Below are 15,425 nucleotides of genomic sequence, written 5' to 3'. Positions count from 1 at the left end.
TGCTCCCATGAATCGGTGATCAGACATAGAGATCCTCACGGGGATAACCAACACGATTCTCGCGCTGCAGATGGCCGCGGTTAAAACTCTCCCAAATGGCGCTTAAAAGTAAAAGGATGCCCAGTCGTCCCACAAACATTCCCATCACAAGTACAAACTGACCAAAAGGAGCCAGTTGGCGCGTAACACCTAGATCTAATCCAACGGTGGCAAAGGCGGAAATACACGTAAAAACCAGCTCCAGGAAAGTGAAAGGTTCTTCTCCGCTGAGATTGCTACTTAATGCCAGTAACAGAGCCATCCCGAGCACAAACAGCAGGGAGGCCACCGTGATGCTCAAAGCGCGCAGCACAACTTTGTCTGAGATTTGTCGATGGCGAATCACCACATCGTTATTACCTCGCAGTGTTGAGCGTGTAGCGGCCATGAGGGCTGCCACCGTTGTGGTTTTGATCCCGCCACCTGTTCCGCCTGGACTCGCACCGATGAACATCAGGGTCATCACCAACAACAGGCCTGAATCGGAAATGCTGTTTAGAGAGAGGGGCACCGTGGTGAAACCAGCGGTTCTTGAACTCACCGATTCAAAAAGGGCGCTCATCAACCGTTCACCCCAACCCATCCCTGTGAGCACATGGCCCCTCGAAAGTGATTCCGTCAGCATTAATCCGAAGGTCCCGATCAGGATGAGAAGACCAGAGGTGCGCAGAACGAGGCGAGTGTGCAGGCTGAGATGCCGCCGTCTAAGCCGATGGCGATTGATCCATAGGTCATTGGTGACACGCCATCCCAGTCCTCCCAGGACCACCAACACCATGATCACTGCGTTCACCGTGCTGTTGGTGCGGTACGTCTCAAGACTGTCGTTCCAGAGCCCAAAGCCGGCGTTGTTGTAAGCAGAAATGCTGTGAAAGAGGGCCGCCCATAGGCGTTCTCCTCCAGGAGCAATGTCTGTGAACCCAAAGACATAGAGCAGGAACGCCCCAATCAAGATCAGCACCACGGCGGTTAGTGCAATGCCGCGAAAGGTGGTTCCTACGCCCCCAACCCCAAACTCATCGAGGGTTTGACCACGATCGAGACGACGCCGAAGAGCGGTTCCTCGAACCACAAATCCCTGCAGAAACGTCGTGACCGCCATCAATCCCAGGCCGCCGAGCATGATCATCATGGCCAGCACGATTTGCCCGGGGCGGGTTAGATCTTCGCGGATGTCGATGATCGAAAGCCCTGTCACAGTGACTGCTGATGTTGCTGTGAAGAAGGCTTCCCATAGGCCCACTCTGGAGCTTGAGCACAGTGGGGTGGCGAGCAGCACTGTGCCTGCTGCGATGACAAGCAGCCCCGTCACAACGGTGAACTGAGGAATCGTGAGGCGGCGGTACCAGGCCTGAGTGCGGTGAATGGCGTAGGGGATCGGCATCGCGCTTACCTGCCTCCCGGTGGCAAGACGATCCTTGCAGGACGCCTGAGCGCCAGGATTAGGCCAGGGTGGCCTAGGGCTAGGGGGGCTAGGGCCAAGGTGACGAGGGGGTTGACCTGGTGATCATTAGCGATGAGCTCAGCCATGGTTTAGCTCAGCCATGGTCGGGAAATGACGTCTTTTGGGTGATGGATACAGGGGGTGTTGCGCCGACCCAGAACTGCTTTTCAAGCCAGTTTCGCAGACCTTTCAATCCCGTACCCTCCGTGGCTGATAGGTAGATCACATCAGGTTCGAGAGTGCGAATCGCATCGATCGCCGAAGCCTCGCAACGGTCGATTTGATTGGCCACCACTTTGCGCAGTTGGTCACAGCTGAGGCCATCCAAGAGTTGATGAACCGCCTCCAATTGTGATTGCCAATCGGGGTCTGCGAGATCCACCACCACCAGCAACAGATCGGCCTCGCGTGTTTCCTCCAATGTGGCTCTGAAAGCTTCCAGCAGTGGTTTGGGAAGTTCACGAATGAATCCCACGGTGTCCGTGATGAGCAGTTCTTTCGGTGCCGCTGATGTTTGGGGAAGGCTGAGTCTTCGCGTGGTGGGATCAAGCGTGGCGAATAACTTGTTCTCCGCTAAAACCTCAAGCCCTGGATTTCGGCAGCACAGCGCATTCAAAAGAGACGATTTGCCAGCATTCGTATAACCAACAAGGGCGACGCGAGGTAGGCCGTCTCTGCGGTCGCGCAAGCGGGCGCGATGGGCGCCTAGCTGGAGTACTGATCTCCCGAGATGTTCAATGCGACGGCTGATCGCACGGCGATCCTTTTCCAATTGGGTTTCACCTGGTCCGCGCGTGCCAATCCCTCCCCCTTGACGCGAGAGGCTGAGGCCGCGGCCCTTCAACCTCGGAAGTCGGTAGCGCAATTGAGCGAGCTCAACTTGAAGACGTCCAGCTGCGCTCGCCGCTCGTTGGGCAAAAATATCCAGGATCAATTCACTGCGATCCATCACTGGGCAGTCAATGAGTGACTCCAGATTCCTGGCTTGAACGGGAGAAAGTTCCCGATCTGTGATCACGAGGGTGGCTTGATGGCGTCTCGCTTCGAGCGCCGCCTCTTGTAATTTTCCAGTGCCCCAGAGGGTCTGAGGGTTGGGTTGTCCCTGCCGCTGCCGGCAGACAGCAACGGGCAGTGCACCTGCGCTACGAACGAGCCCCTCCAATTCAGCCAGATCCCTTTCGCTCCTCTTTGTGTCAGCACCAGTGAGGATGAGCAGCAAGACGCGTTCTTGCACGTCAGAGGGAGCCGTTGCAGTTTGGGTGGAATCAAGATCCTTTGAGGTTTCTGGGGCAGGACGGTCGCAAAGTTCCTTGAGAGTGCCAAGTTCAGCTTGATGCCAGCCGGAAGGATGTCCTGGATCTGGTTGCCAAAGCGAAGCCACATGCCCACCCCCTGTGGAAGGCGATGCCTGAAAGCGAAGCCAGCTGTCGGGCTTGAGGTCGAGGGCGACGACGGCATCTCTGCCATCGGGCTTCAGGTCGGTCCCAGCCTTGCCTTGCAAGCTGCTGATCAACCTCCAGCGTCGCTTGATCCGTCGTGGTCCTCCAGGGAGATGGCTGCGTAGTTGTTCCGATTCGCTCAGGGGGCCAACCCAGAGCAGTCGGCAGAGTCCCCGTTCATCGACGATCAAATGCAACGGCTGACCTAGATCGAGCACCAGCTCAGACAGTCGCTCCAAGGTGAGCGGATCGGCGCCGCTTAGGCCTGGGTGCCTCCTCTGGCTGAGACGCTCGAGCTGACGGTGCAGTGATGGGCGTAGGCCATTGGTTCGGCCTGCTAGGTGAGCCTGCTTCAAGAAGGAACCAGCCAGGCGCCTGCAGACCTCAAGCCCAAGGAGAGCCCTGGCATTCGGGCCAGGTACGTGAGTCGCCGCATCTGATAGGCGAGAGGGCCGGCGAGGGTTAGTCCCATGCCAGTAATCGATGCATCTCCCATGCCAAGACTGAGCATCTCGCCAAGATCTTGAAAGTGAAAACTGGGAACTGCCTTACCCATGCGAATGGCTTGAAGCGTTCGAGCTGCCGCCGTTCCTTGCTGGAGCGCCGATTGCGCAGAGCGGGGCCATGGGATCTCTGCATCGTTATGACAGGCGACATCCCCAAGCACAACCACATTCGGGTCTGTCGTTAATTGCAACCCTTCATCAACACAGAGCAGCCCGCGCTCACGGGGCGGGATGGGAGTCAGGTTGGGCAGCACCGGTTTGGTCCCTGCCGTCCAGATCAAACCGTCATGGTTGAGAGATTGCGGTACGTCGTTTTCAAGCAGCTCTACGGCATGGGCTGATACAGAGGTCACGCGGGTGTTGAGGTGACGACGCACCCCCCTTTGATCCAGTGCCTTTTGTGCTTGTTCGCGATTGAAGGCTCGGGATCGTGAGAGAACGCTGTCCCCCAATTCAACGAGGTGAATGGTGGCGGATCCATCCAGCATGTCGCTGAGTTTGCAAGCCAATTCAACGCCTGTGGCTCCCGCTCCAACGATGACCAGTGCCCCGTCTTTTGATGCACGATTGCGAAGACTTTGAAGGCGATCTTTGAGGAGAGGTAGATCTGTCAAGGAATGGAAGGTCAAGGCATGCTCCTTGACTCCTGTGATCCCAAAGTCATCGGGCTCAGAGCCAGTGGCGAGCACCAGCTGGCTGTATTTCAGGACTTGGCCGCGGCTGGTTTGTAGAGATTTTTGCTCCGTGTTAATCGATGTCACCCGGTCATCCAGGTGGGGAATGCGTCGCCCTTGCAGAAGGCTGTCGTAGCTGGGAGCAACCTCCCAGCTCTTCATTTCGCCGCTGAGAAGCTCGTAGAGAAGGGGTAAGAAGAGAAATTGATGTCGCGGTTCAATCAGCAATAACGGTGGACGGGGCCTTTGATTACTGAGCGCTAGAGCTGTTGTTAGACCTGCAAAGCCACCGCCCACAACAATGATTGGATCGTTGTGCATGGTGGTGTCAGAAGTCAGAACTTCAAAGGTGGTTTTTGAAACCATAGACATGACACCATGCCCCTCGGCGTTGGAAGATGGAGAGATGAGGGATGTCTCCACCTCCAAGAATCAGCCTGTCGTTGCCGCTGGCCTCAAGGCTGATGCGGGAGAACTCCATGAGGCGCGTCATCAGCTTGAGCCGTTGGATGCGCGCGCCAGGTTGCTGTGGGCTCATGAGCAATTTGGGCCGGGTTTTGCCCTGACCACGAGCTTCGGAATTCAATCCTCTGTCTTGCTCCACTTGTTGAGCGGGATGGATCAAGGCCGAGACATTCCAGTGATCTGGGTGGATACCGGCTACCTCCCCCCCGAGACCTATCGCTACGCCGAGGATCTTTCCCAGCGCTTCGATCTGAATCTCCATATCGCCCAGTCCTCTTCGTCTGCAGCGCGGATGGAGGCGCTCCATGGCCGCCTCTGGGAATCAGGCGTTGTTGAGGACATGGAGCTCTACCTCAAAATCCGCAAGGTGGAGCCACTCGAAGAAGCGATGCATCGTTTGCAGGTGTCGTGTTGGGCGAGTGGTGTGCGTCGTGCACAGACGGATACACGCCGAAGCATGACTGCGCTCGATCCCATTCGCGGTCGCTGGTCCCTGAGGCCGCTGTTGGAGTGGACATCACGAGATGTCTTCTATTACATGCAGGAAAACGATCTTCCCCAGCATCCCTTGTTTGAGAAGGGGTATTCCACCGTTGGGGATTGGCATTCCAGTGGCCCTGATGGGCTAGAGGCGACGGGACGAGACACTCGCTTTGCGGGCCTTAAGCAGGAATGTGGCATCCACGTGCCGGGTGTTATGGGTGATGGCATCTAGCGAGGACCTTCCATCCCGTTGCTTGCTGATTGGGAACAGCCGCTGGCACTGGGCAGAGCAGAGGGGGTCTTCTCAGTGGACCTATCAGCATGAGGCCTCGTCTCTTGAGGCGTTGGATGCACCCAGTGATCTCCTCGCCTGGGCGGCTGTGGGGCCGATCCCAAGCCATTCTTGTTTGCAGTCCAGTCGACGCTTGAACCTGAGTGAAATCCCTCTTCAGGGGATTCCCCCTTGGTTAGGGATCGATCGAGCGCTCGCTGGATGGGGAGCTTGGAGTGCCAATGAAAATCGCGTGGGCGTCCTGGTGGTTGATGCAGGCACGGTTCTCAGCCTCACCAGGATCTCTGCGAATGGATCGTTCTCTGGTGGGTTGTTGGCGGCTGGCTATGGCCTGCAATTGCGCGCGATGGCTGATGCCACCACAGGTCTCAACATGACCTCACCTTGGGTTCTAGAACGCGAAGAGGTGGAGCCTTTCCCTTTCGAGACGCAGGCAGCCATGCGCTCTGGAGCACAGCAAAGTTTGGTGGGCCTTATCCGTCAAGCGCATGCCCAAAGCCCTTGGCCGATTTGGCTCTGTGGAGGAGATGCCCCCCAACTGCTCCCGAAACTTCAGGAGCAGTTGGGGGTTGAGGTGCTTCATTCACCGAACTTGGTGATGGAGGCGATGGTCGAGCTGATCAGCTGATGCCTAGGTCACTGAGGATTTGATCGGCCATGGAATCAGATTTCACTTTTCGGTAAATCAATTCCAAGCGTCCTTCTGCGTCTACGACGAAGGTGTGACGCATCATTCCCATGGATTCGCGACCCATGAACTTTTTCAGGCCATAACTCTCAAAGCTGCTTGCAACGGGGCAAGGATCCTCATCACTCAACAGCGTGAAGGGCAATTCCTGCTTGGCGATGAAGCGCGTATGGGATGAGGCGTTGTCCTTGCTGATCCCTAAGACCTGAATTCCATGGTCTTTAAAGGATGACCAGCGATCTCGGAAGTTGCAGGCCTCTTTCGTGCAACCAGGGGTGGCGTCTTTGGGATAGAAATAGATCACCACGCGCTGTCCCCGCAAGGAGGCCAGCTGCACGGGCTCTCCGTTTTGGTCAGGAAGTGTGAAATCAGGCGCGAGATCGCCGATCTGCAAAGTCATGAAGGAAGGCTTCAACCGGAGCGGAAGCGTAACCGTGATGTGGCTTGGACCGGCCTCATCAACAGATCCTTACGTGTCGGATCAGGAACAAGCCTGGGCTTGCAACTTGGGCCAGACCGGTCAGCGGCGTTTCCTTGGCTCCCGTGCCTGGATGCGTTCCTGCCTGAGTGATTTGTGGGGAGTGCCTGCGCAGCAGATTCCTTTGCATGCGCCCCCTGGCACGCCTCCAGCTCTCCCCTCAGGTTGGGGATTTGTCAGCCTCAGCCATAGCAAGGGATCTGCGTTGATGGCCTGGTCTTCCGCCCCCGTCGGGGTTGATTTAGAGCGATTGGATCGTCGGTTCGCTTCCGAAGCGCTGATGAGTCGTTACTACGAATCGAGCGAGCAGCGTCGTCTTACAAGCCTTCCCAAGCAATCGTTTCATCAGGCTGTTTTGGAGCATTGGCTGATTAAGGAAGCCGCGATTAAGTGGCAACAGGGATCTTTGGCTCAGGATCTATCGCACTGGGTTGTGGCAGCCGATGGGCTGAGTGCGAGCCACCAGGCCAGCGGTCTTCAGGTGTCAGCGCACTGTCGCCAACTAGGGCCCTGGGGCATAGCGATCGTGTCAGCTTGCGAAAGGAACTTGATTGGAGCAACGGTCTGCTTAGGTTGAAATTTCAATCGGGATCGAGATCCTCGTTGGCGTGACTCAAGCTTGGATGCGATCGTTTCCCTCATGGTGGCCGCCCTTCTTTTTGGGGGCCTTGGCCTGATCGCGACCAGCCAAACGCAGGTGGCCTCTCCAGGGGCTGCGAGCCTGCCAACGGATGCGCGTCTTATTGAGTAGCTCGATGATCAAGAGGCAACCTTGAATCAACGTCTGCAAGCCGAATCATTGCTTCGGGTGTTTGTTCGCGGCCAGCTCGCCAGCTTTTACTGGGGACAATTTGCGTCATCACTGATTGATCTTGGTTTGAGCAGCGATGAAAGCGTGGACGTTCGCGTTGAAACGAATGCCAGCAGTACGCGCCTATGGCTGACCCCCAAACGTGGAAGTGAACGCTACGTAGCAATCGTGCATTTCAATGGCTCCAAGCTTGTATGCGTTCAGTGACGAGGCCTAACGCCTGTTTCAACTGAGCAGCTAGCTGCGGTTTGTCCCGAAGGATGGAGGGCGTTTGAGATTCCATAGGTTTGAGTAAATGCCCAATAGTTTGTTGGTTTTATTCGTGCGGATTTGGATAGTTTCTCCTTGACCCACGGCTTTTTTGCATTTCCTTTTCCTCTGTCTAGCTTTTAGTCGAAGTGTTTATTTCCCGTCTTTGCTCACCCGTCTCCTAGCTGGCGTTTTTGCCGCTGCCTCGCTCTCCACTTTGGCTCTTGCCTCTCAGGCTGGTATTAATAATTCCGGTTGGACTGTTAAAGAAATCCAGGCAGCCATGACCAAGTCCTATGGGGTTGATCTCATTGGAGTTTCTCGCTTCCTGTATTCCAGCGATGGCGTTGCTTTCTTGGAGGATCAGACCAAGAGCTACTCTCCCTTCTGGAAGAAGCAGAAGACTGCCGTTGTCGCTTTGCGTTCCGCCATCATTCTTGACGCCACTGACGGCGAGATATCTGCTGCCGGCATCATGAAACAGCTTCCGGTTGCATTCCGTCTGAATGACAACGGTGTTTTCGATGGTTCTCAGAATGTCTGTAAGTACGGTTTTAATGGCGCTCAGGCAACATCCCTTAGGTCTTGGTACGTCTTCCTGCCCGCTTGTGTGCAAGCCAAGCAGATTCTTCCTGCTGCTACCGCTCCTAGCGCTACCCGTAACGCTTCCGATCGCGGCCTCTGGTGATCGAATGGCTTGCCGCTAGTACGACAACATCGTGCAGACAAGTCGTTGATGGATCAGGGGTTGTGGCAGTTGGCTTCCCCGTTTTGTTTGCAGGAGCTGCTGCAGTGTGGTGAGCACTGTTTCTGGCTGTCTGCAGCGATTGATCAGAGATCGATAGGGACGGTCCTCTCCCAGCCAGCGTTTCAACAGACGTTCGTCAATAGGGAGTGACAGAGATTCCTGCCACTGCTCTGTGATGACAGCGGTTGAGAGGTTTTCGAGCTGCTGTCGGACGAGCTGATCAAGCTGCTGGGTTAGAAGCCACTGTTGTTCCTTCTCGATGAGTTCCGACAGCACTTTGCTGGACCCAGGGCATTGCTCTGCGAGTGCTGCCGCTGGACCGATGGCTGTTTGGCTGAGAAGGACGTGGAGCTGAGCCCCTGGTGAGAGCTTCAATTGGAGTTGCTGCCAAAACGTTGGAGATTCGATCCAATCGCGATCATCACTGCTGAATCGACCCCCCACGACTTCGAATTGCCAGTCTTGAGGAAGCGCTTGCAACGCCTTGAACCCTCCTGTAAGGAGTTTGGGACGATGCAGTGGATCCAATAGATCCACCTGTGCTTCAAGTCGGGCGCGTTCTTCAGCGCTGCTGCACAGGATGGTGACGCTCCCCTCCTGCACAGCATTCAGTGGACCCAGGGCCCAAAGCAGGGATCGACCCCCGAGCACCAGCACTCTGTCGGTGCGTTGAAAGGTCACTGGGGTCCAGAGTCGCTGCTGTAGATCTTGCAAACGCTCATCATTTTGGGCGAGCTGTCGATGCAGCCAGCGCTCCATTTCAGGTAGGTCTGGACCACTGCTGAGGAGGAGGGGATGGGTTTGGGCCGCCTCTGCTGCGACGGCGAGCTGAGCAGCACGACGTTCGAGCATCCTTCCTCGCCGTTCTCCCTCCCACCCCTGCTTGCTCGGTGTCCAGAAGACCTCTCCCTGCAGCGCATCGGGAAGGTAATTCTGTGCAATCCAATGCTCTTTGTAGGCGTGTGGGTAGCGATAACCCTTTCCATCGCCAAAGGCTTCCCCATCGCGATGGGCATCGCGGAGGTGGCTTGGCACCGTCTGGTTCTGTGTACTGCGGACAAGGCGGATGGCCTCGAACAGTCCCATAGTGCTGTTGCTTTTTTCGGCGCAGGCCAGGTAAAGCGCTGCCTGGGCAAGCGGGTAGAGCCCTTCTGGCAGGCCGATGCGTTCGAAGGCGGCTGCGCAGGCCTCCACGACGACCACAGCTTGGGGGTCGGCTAGCCCGATGTCCTCTCCCGCTGAAATCAACATCCGTCGAAAGATGAACCTTGGGTTTTCCCCTGCTTCCAACATTCGCGCCAGCCAAAACAGGGCTGCGTCCGCATCGGAGCCGCGAAGGGATTTGATGAAAGCGCTAATGGTGTCGAAGTGGGCATCTCCCTGTTTGTCGTAGAGCACAGCTCGCTCTTGAATCGACTCCTCGGCGATGGTCAAATCAATCTCAATCGTGGCCTCTGGATCGGAAGGTGTTGTGCTTTCCACCGCCAGCTCGAGGGCATTGAGAAGGCTGCGCGCGTCTCCGTTAGCCACATCCACCATGTGGGCTTCGGCATCGGCAGTGATCTTGATCGAACGATTGCCATAGCCCCGCTCTTTGTCTTGAAGGGCTCGATGGAGCAATTGACGCAGATCGTTGGCTTCGAGGCTTTGCAGTCGAAACAGGCGTGATCGACTTACGAGCGCTTTGTTGACTTCGAAGTAAGGGTTCTCAGTGGTGGCACCGATCAGGGTGAGAGTGCCGTTTTCTACCCAAGGGAGCAGCGCATCCTGTTGAGCACTGTTGAAGCGATGGACTTCATCAATAAACAGGATGGTTCGCAAGCCATGTTTCTCCAAGCGCTCCTTGGCGGCGTCTACTTGCTCACGCAGGTCCTTAACGCCGGCCAGAACAGCGTTCAGGCTGCTGAACTGCGCACGGGTATGGGTGGCAATGATCCTGGCCAGAGTTGTCTTCCCTACACCAGGCGGTCCGTGCAGGATCAGATTGCCCACCCGGTCTGCGGTGATCGCCCTGCGCAGCAAACGGCCTTCGGCGAGGATCGCGTTTTGGCCCTCAAATTCGTCGAGTGATGTGGGCCTTAAACGGTCAGCTAAGGGCGCTTGACGCCTCCTTCGCTGGTTGCCGTGGTGGCTGAATAGATCTTCAACCAACCGACCAATCTCCCTTGAATGGTCTTCGTGTATGGATTCTTGCCTGATCAGGACCGAAACTGGGTTCAAGTTCGACCATAATCCGCACGTTCGTCACAGGATTTGTGCTGCGTTTTCGTCCACTGCTGCCTGTGCTCCTAACCGCAATTTCCGTTAGTGCTTGTGGAGGCTCTGATGAAAAGAGGCCCGCGCTACCGGTCCAGCAAGCATCGGTTCTTGAAGCTCCCTTCACTGACGATATCGATACGGTGAGCACGCTCGAGGCCAATACGTTGGTTGAGCTAGCTGCGCAAACATCAGGTCGTGTCACTGAGCTCAAAGTGTCTCAGGGCGATCGTATTGATGCGGGTCAGTTGCTCGTCGTGTTGGACCAGGTTCAGGCAAGGGCGGCGTTGGCAGAACAACGGGCGAGAGCGGCAACAGCCAAAGTTGACTGGGAGCGCGAAGAATTTCTCGCAAAAGAGGGGGCTGCTTCGCTGCGGCAGCGGGACTCTTACCGCCTGAAATACATTGCAGCTATTGAAAAAGTTAAAGCTTTAGAAGCAGAGCTCACCTACAGCAATTTGCGTTCACCAACCGCAGGGACCGTGGCAGACATTCAGGTGAATGTTGGGGATGTGGTGCAACAAAACCAGCCCTTCACCAGTGTGGTTCAAAATAATATTCTCGAGGCGAAGGTTGAAGTTCCGGCGGTCTATGGCGATCGTCTCGCCATCGGTCAACCCGTCATTTTGAGTGTGCCTGGCACGGTTAAGCCTCTAGCGACGAGTCAGATTGAGTCGATTGATCCTCAAGTCAACCCTCAAACTCAGGGTCTCTTGGTGAAGGCCTTATTTAATAACGATGATGGCAGGCTACGTAGTGGTCAGCGACTGCGGACCAGGGTTCAATTGAAATCGGGTCAACAGATCTCAGTTCCATTTGCGGCTGTGACGCAAACTTCAGGGCAAAGCTTTGTCTTTCGTATTGGTAATTTCACCGACTTAAAGGCAAATCCAGGCAAGGCTGACATTGAGCGGATTAGTAAAGGCATCGAAAGGGGGAAATTGCCAGAAAATGCCCTGTTTGCGCTTCAAACACCAGTCAAGATTGGTGAGATTCAGAACAACCGTTATCCAATTACAAAAGGTCTGAAACTCAATGAGAAGGTGATTACAAGTAATCTCCTCAATCTCAAGCATGGAATGCCGATTCAGGTAAAAACACAGCGCGCGGGGTCACAACCTGCTGCAGCTAAGAACTGAGGTTGATTCATGTCAGCATCGAATAATTTCATCACGCGACCGGTTCTTAGTACCGTTTGCAGCCTTTTGATTGTGATCGTGGGATTGATTGCAATTCCAATCCTCCCGATTGAGAATCTTCCCGACATTGCCCCTCCAACGGTCAAAGTACAGGCCACGTATGTAGGAGCTGATGCTGTTTCGGTTGAGCAGGGTGTGACCACTGTTCTTGAACAGCAGATTAATGGTGTGGAGAATATGGATTTCATTACCTCCAACAGCTCGTCTGATGGTGTGAGTTCTATTTCTGTCTCCTTTGACAGTGGAACTGACGGTAATATTAACCAGGTTAATGTTCAAAATAGGGTCTCTTTGGCCGAACCTCAGCTTCCTGAGGAGGTTCGCAAGGCGGGCGTCACAGTTAATAAAGCCTCAAACTCTACCCTGCTTGTTTATAATATTGTTAACAGTGATCCTTCTAAAACTGAATACAGCGTTGAAACGATTAGTGGCTATTTAGATAAAAATCTAACTGATAATATTAAGCGCGTCCCTGGAGTTGGAGAAGTTACCTATTTTGGCAACCGTAAGGTTGCTTTCAGGTTATGGCTCGATCCGGAAAAGCTCGCGGCAAATGGTCTTACCTCAACTGATGTTGTTCAGCAACTTCAGAGTCAAAACCGCCTAGTCCCTGCGGGCAAGATCGGAGGTGCTCCTGCTCCTGAAGGTCAGCAATATACATTTACTGTGCAATTGCAAGGTCGTTTAACCACGGAATCTGAGTTTGAAAATATTATTTTAAAAACGACCGATTCGGGTGGTTTGATCAAGCTAAAAAACGTTGGTCGCGTGAGTCTGGGTGGAGAGGCCTATGGGGTCGACGCAATGGATCTCAAGGGCACACCTTCTGTTGGTGTTGCTGTTTATCAGCTGTCAGGTAGTAACGCCATTCAAGTGTCTAACGGCGTGAAGGAGGTGATCGAGAAATTTGAGCAGACGCTTCCTGTTGGTCTTGATACCCAGGTGATTTACGACACGACTGATTTCATCAACCAATCAATCAAGGGCGTGACCAATTCTCTGCGGGACGCAGTGATTCTGGTGGTCTTGATCCTGTTCTTATTCCTTCAGAACTGGAAAGCAACGCTTGTTCCTGCCATCGCCATTCCTGTGGCCTTGATCGGTACGTTCGCTCTCGTGCTCGCCTTCGGCTTCTCCCTTAATCAGCTCACCTTGTTTGGCCTTGTTCTGGCAACAGGTTTGGTTGTTGATGATGCGATCACGGTGGTCGAAGACACGTCGGCCAAAAAAGCAGAAGGAATGACATCGGTTCAGGCGGCCATCGCCACCATGGACGAACTCTTCAGCGCTGTGATTGCGACGTCGCTGGTGAAGATGGCCGTTTTTCTTCCGGTGTTGTTTTTCCCCGGAGCAACAGGAACGATTTATAAGCAGTTTGCTGCCACCATCCTGTTCTCGATCGGGATCTCAACCTTCAACGCACTCACGTTCTCGCCAATGCTGGCGGCCCTCTTGCTGTCGAAGGACACACAGCAGCTGAGCAAACAGCAATACGCCACAGCGGGTGTTTTTCTTGGTTTTGCCTACGGCCTTCTCAGTGCGGGCGATGGCGCCGCATTGGTTCTGATTCCAGTTGTTGTTGGCGCCTTGGTTGGCTTTGTTGCGATGAAGCTCACATCGATTCCTTTGCGGATGCCAGGAGCTGTGGGTGGAGCCGTTGTGGGTTTGATTCTTGTTGGTGTGACCAATCTCATCCCTGTGATCTTGTTCACGGGAATCGGTCTTGTTGTGGGCTGGTTTGTTCCTCAGATCTTCATTCACTTCAATCGTTTTTATTCAGGCTTTGAAAAGCGCTATTCGAAAGTTCTTGATCAGGTGCTTAAAGCTCGCCCGATCGTGATGGCGGCCCTTGCTGCTGGAATCCTGCTCACTGGTTTTGCGTTCACACGCATCCCCGGTGGATTTGTTCCGATCGAAGACCAGGGTTATGCCATTGGTTTCGTGCAGGCTCCTGATGGTGTTTCGAACGAGACGACCCTTGCGATTAACCGCAAGGTGGCTGAGGTGTTGCGATCTGAGGATGATATTTCCGCTGCTGCCTTGTTTAGTGGAGCCAGTTTGGACGGAAATGCTCCAAACAAAGGATTGTTCTTCTTTGGAACCAAGCATTGGGATGAGCGCAAAGGAAGCGATCACTCTGTAGCGGCGATTGTTGAACGCTTGAACAAAAAACTGTTGATGTCGATTGATGGTGCTCGAGTGTTTGTGGTGGAGCCTCCCTCGATTCCTGGTTATGGCGCTGGTGGTGGCTTTGAATTCCAGTTGTTGGATCAAAGCAGTGGAGCCTATGGATTGAACCAATTCTTTGGTTCTGCTGGTCAGATCATGCAGGCGGCCAACGCCAATCCATTGCTGAACCGTGTCTATACCTTGTTCTCACCAGAGTCACCTCAGATTGAGATCAAGGTGAATCGCGAAAAGATGGCCTCTTTAGGAGTTGATTTTGGCGCCGCGATGCAATCCTTTAGCGTTAATTTTGGTGGGGCCTATGTGAATGACACGTTCCAGGAGGGCAAGGTTCGACGTGTCTATGTGCAGGCTGATGATGTCAACCGGGCTACTCCTGAGCAGCTTTCAGCGGTTTATGTGAACAGCATGAAAGGGGAACAGATCCCCTTGTCTGAGTTTTTCACGGTGAAGTCCACCAATGGCCCCAGCGTGATTCCTCACTTCAATCTCTATCGTTCAATCAAGATTGATGGAACACCTGCTGTTGGTAAAAGCTCAGGTCAGGCGATTACAGCGATGAAGACGATCTTTAAAGATGCCAACTTGCAAGGCTTGGGCTTTGATTGGACTGGTATTTCAAGAGAAGAAGTGAAGGCCGGATCCTTGGCCGTTGTGATTTTTGCTCTTGGCATTTTGGCGGTGTTCTTGGTGCTTTCAGCGCAATATGAAAGCTACTCAGATCCCATCATCATTTTGCTGACGGTCCCAACTGCTTTGCTTGGCGCCTTGGTCTTTCTTGGTGCTGCCGGTCAGGTTCTCAATATTTATGCCCAGGTGGGTCTTGTGATGCTTATCGGCTTGGCCGGTGGTAACGCGATTTTGATTGTGGATCTTGCCAACCAAAAAATGGGCGAGGGCATTTCAGCCCTTGAAGCTGCTCGATTTTCTGCCCAATCTCGCTTACGGCCGATTCTGATGACAGCGATTTCGTCTTTAACAGGATTTTTGCCCTTGATGCTGGCGAGTGGAGCTGGTGCTCAAAGTCAGTCTTCTCTTGGTTTGGTTGTGTTTGGTGGCCTCTTGGTTGCCACGTTCCTCTCCACGCTTGTGGTTCCTGTGTTTTACGTGGTGATGAAGACGCTTCTAGGCCAGGCCGATGCCAAGCCGTCTTCTGATCCTCTGCTGAGCTCATGACAAAAAAGACATTCAGTGGCTCAAGAGTGTTGGTAGCAATTGCCGTTGGACTCGCAATCGGCAGTGCAATTGCCTATTTCTTGAAGGTTTTAATTGAGAACACCCCAGCTGAGATTGATCTCCGCAGGATGCGCTTGTTCTACTTAATGGTGATTACATCCTCTGGACTCGCTGGTTTTGCGATTGAAACCACCCGTCAACTCCAGGAAGAAGCTGTTGATCCTGTGTATCGCCATCCCAATGCCCATCGAGGCAGGCGTGGGTCGCAACAGAAATAACCCACGCCTGAAC

The 15,425-nt window shown here is 54.2% G+C and carries 15 protein-coding genes; 8 read left to right on the top strand and 7 right to left on the bottom strand.

What is annotated here, in order from left to right:
* Nucleotides 1-19 precede the first annotated feature (19 nt).
* Genes SynPROS91_RS10445 through SynPROS91_RS10430 form a run of 4 tightly spaced genes read right to left on the bottom strand, consistent with a single transcriptional unit; the run spans nucleotide 20 to nucleotide 4,468 of the window.
* A complete protein-coding gene (locus SynPROS91_RS10445) occupies nucleotides 20-1,423 on the bottom strand; it encodes a TrkH family potassium uptake protein (RefSeq protein ID WP_186516601.1) in 1,404 nt (467 codons plus the stop codon).
* 5 nt (nucleotides 1,424-1,428) lie between these two features.
* Nucleotides 1,429-1,569 (bottom strand): hypothetical protein, encoded by a 141-nt coding sequence (locus tag SynPROS91_RS10440; RefSeq protein ID WP_186516599.1) that lies wholly within the window; start codon nucleotides 1,567-1,569, stop codon nucleotides 1,429-1,431.
* Nucleotides 1,570-1,577: 8 nt separating this feature from the next.
* The gene (hflX, locus tag SynPROS91_RS10435; protein ID WP_186516597.1) at nucleotides 1,578-3,278 is read right to left on the bottom strand and encodes a GTPase HflX; all 1,701 of its coding nucleotides are present in this window, start codon (nucleotides 3,276-3,278) and stop codon (nucleotides 1,578-1,580) included.
* Nucleotides 3,275-4,468, bottom strand: a complete 1,194-nt coding sequence (locus SynPROS91_RS10430) for an NAD(P)/FAD-dependent oxidoreductase (protein ID WP_255439999.1) — start codon at nucleotides 4,466-4,468, stop codon at nucleotides 3,275-3,277. Before SynPROS91_RS10430 ends, hflX begins: the two co-directional genes overlap by 4 nt.
* Nucleotides 4,469-4,472: 4 nt before the next feature.
* Between SynPROS91_RS10430 and SynPROS91_RS10425 the strand changes: the two genes are divergently transcribed.
* Together SynPROS91_RS10425 and SynPROS91_RS10420 are read left to right on the top strand one after the other, a co-directional pair.
* A complete protein-coding gene (locus tag SynPROS91_RS10425; protein ID WP_186516593.1) occupies nucleotides 4,473-5,282 on the top strand; it encodes a phosphoadenylyl-sulfate reductase in 810 nt (269 codons plus the stop codon).
* Complete coding sequence (locus tag SynPROS91_RS10420) at nucleotides 5,272-5,970, top strand: type III pantothenate kinase (protein WP_186516592.1); 699 nt, start codon at nucleotides 5,272-5,274, stop codon at nucleotides 5,968-5,970. The genes SynPROS91_RS10425 and SynPROS91_RS10420 overlap by 11 nt, the downstream gene beginning before the upstream one ends.
* Here SynPROS91_RS10420 and bcp read toward each other — a convergent pair.
* Nucleotides 5,963-6,430, bottom strand: coding sequence for a thioredoxin-dependent thiol peroxidase (gene bcp / locus SynPROS91_RS10415; RefSeq protein ID WP_186516587.1), 468 nt, complete (start codon nucleotides 6,428-6,430; stop codon nucleotides 5,963-5,965). The genes SynPROS91_RS10420 and bcp overlap by 8 nt on opposite strands.
* On the opposite strand from bcp, the gene SynPROS91_RS10410 reads away from it, so the two are divergent.
* Nucleotides 6,429-7,085 (top strand): 4'-phosphopantetheinyl transferase superfamily protein, encoded by a 657-nt coding sequence (locus tag SynPROS91_RS10410; RefSeq protein ID WP_255439761.1) that lies wholly within the window; start codon nucleotides 6,429-6,431, stop codon nucleotides 7,083-7,085. The two genes, bcp and SynPROS91_RS10410, sit on opposite strands and share 2 nt — an antisense overlap.
* 36 nt (nucleotides 7,086-7,121) lie before the next feature.
* Here the strand turns inward: SynPROS91_RS10410 and SynPROS91_RS10405 are convergent, their stop codons facing one another.
* Nucleotides 7,122-7,271, bottom strand: a complete 150-nt coding sequence (locus SynPROS91_RS10405; protein ID WP_186516586.1) for a hypothetical protein — start codon at nucleotides 7,269-7,271, stop codon at nucleotides 7,122-7,124.
* Between the two features lie 9 nt (nucleotides 7,272-7,280).
* On the opposite strand from SynPROS91_RS10405, the gene SynPROS91_RS10400 reads away from it, so the two are divergent.
* Together SynPROS91_RS10400 and SynPROS91_RS10395 are read left to right on the top strand one after the other, a co-directional pair.
* On the top strand, nucleotides 7,281-7,526 hold the full coding sequence (locus SynPROS91_RS10400) for a hypothetical protein (protein WP_186516585.1): 246 nt from the start codon (nucleotides 7,281-7,283) through the stop codon (nucleotides 7,524-7,526).
* Between the two features lie 208 nt (nucleotides 7,527-7,734).
* On the top strand, nucleotides 7,735-8,256 hold the full coding sequence (locus SynPROS91_RS10395; RefSeq protein WP_186516584.1) for an alpha/beta hydrolase: 522 nt from the start codon (nucleotides 7,735-7,737) through the stop codon (nucleotides 8,254-8,256).
* 15 nt (nucleotides 8,257-8,271) lie between these two features.
* On the opposite strand, the gene SynPROS91_RS10390 is transcribed toward SynPROS91_RS10395, so the two are convergent.
* Nucleotides 8,272-10,467, bottom strand: coding sequence for an AAA family ATPase (locus SynPROS91_RS10390; RefSeq protein WP_186516583.1), 2,196 nt, complete (start codon nucleotides 10,465-10,467; stop codon nucleotides 8,272-8,274).
* Nucleotides 10,468-10,571: 104 nt separating this feature from the next.
* Between SynPROS91_RS10390 and SynPROS91_RS10385 the strand changes: the two genes are divergently transcribed.
* From SynPROS91_RS10385 to SynPROS91_RS10375, 3 genes are read left to right on the top strand one after another with little or no spacing between them, the layout of a single operon-like run.
* On the top strand, nucleotides 10,572-11,711 hold the full coding sequence (locus tag SynPROS91_RS10385) for an efflux RND transporter periplasmic adaptor subunit (RefSeq protein WP_186516582.1): 1,140 nt from the start codon (nucleotides 10,572-10,574) through the stop codon (nucleotides 11,709-11,711).
* Between the two features lie 9 nt (nucleotides 11,712-11,720).
* On the top strand, nucleotides 11,721-15,134 hold the full coding sequence (locus SynPROS91_RS10380) for an efflux RND transporter permease subunit (protein WP_186516580.1): 3,414 nt from the start codon (nucleotides 11,721-11,723) through the stop codon (nucleotides 15,132-15,134).
* Entirely contained in the window at nucleotides 15,131-15,412 is a 282-nt protein-coding gene (locus SynPROS91_RS10375) for a hypothetical protein (protein WP_186516578.1), read from the top strand. Before SynPROS91_RS10380 ends, SynPROS91_RS10375 begins: the two co-directional genes overlap by 4 nt.
* Nucleotides 15,413-15,425: the final 13 nt, after the last annotated feature.

Origin of the sequence: Synechococcus sp. PROS-9-1 (genome assembly GCF_014279775.1) — a bacterium.
GTDB lineage: Bacteria > Cyanobacteriota > Cyanobacteriia > PCC-6307 > Cyanobiaceae > Synechococcus_C.
The sequence above is the reverse complement of the archived record's forward strand: the minus strand, read 5'-3'. Positions and strand labels throughout refer to the sequence as shown.

Excerpts from the sequence above, each read along its gene's own strand:
- SynPROS91_RS10375 (WP_186516578.1), top strand. The coding sequence starts at position 15,131 with ATGACAAAAAAGACATTCAGTGGCTCAAGAGTGTTGGTAGCAATTGCC.
- SynPROS91_RS10445 (WP_186516601.1), bottom strand. The coding sequence starts at position 1,423 with ATGCCGATCCCCTACGCCATTCACCGCACTCAGGCCTGGTACCGCCGC.
- SynPROS91_RS10440 (WP_186516599.1), bottom strand. The coding sequence starts at position 1,569 with ATGGCTGAGCTCATCGCTAATGATCACCAGGTCAACCCCCTCGTCACC.
- SynPROS91_RS10420 (WP_186516592.1), top strand. The coding sequence starts at position 5,272 with ATGGCATCTAGCGAGGACCTTCCATCCCGTTGCTTGCTGATTGGGAAC.
- SynPROS91_RS10410 (WP_255439761.1), top strand. The coding sequence starts at position 6,429 with ATGAAGGAAGGCTTCAACCGGAGCGGAAGCGTAACCGTGATGTGGCTT.
- SynPROS91_RS10380 (WP_186516580.1), top strand. The coding sequence starts at position 11,721 with ATGTCAGCATCGAATAATTTCATCACGCGACCGGTTCTTAGTACCGTT.
- SynPROS91_RS10430 (WP_255439999.1), bottom strand. The coding sequence starts at position 4,468 with ATGGTTTCAAAAACCACCTTTGAAGTTCTGACTTCTGACACCACCATG.
- SynPROS91_RS10425 (WP_186516593.1), top strand. The coding sequence starts at position 4,473 with ATGACACCATGCCCCTCGGCGTTGGAAGATGGAGAGATGAGGGATGTC.
- bcp (WP_186516587.1), bottom strand. The coding sequence starts at position 6,430 with ATGACTTTGCAGATCGGCGATCTCGCGCCTGATTTCACACTTCCTGAC.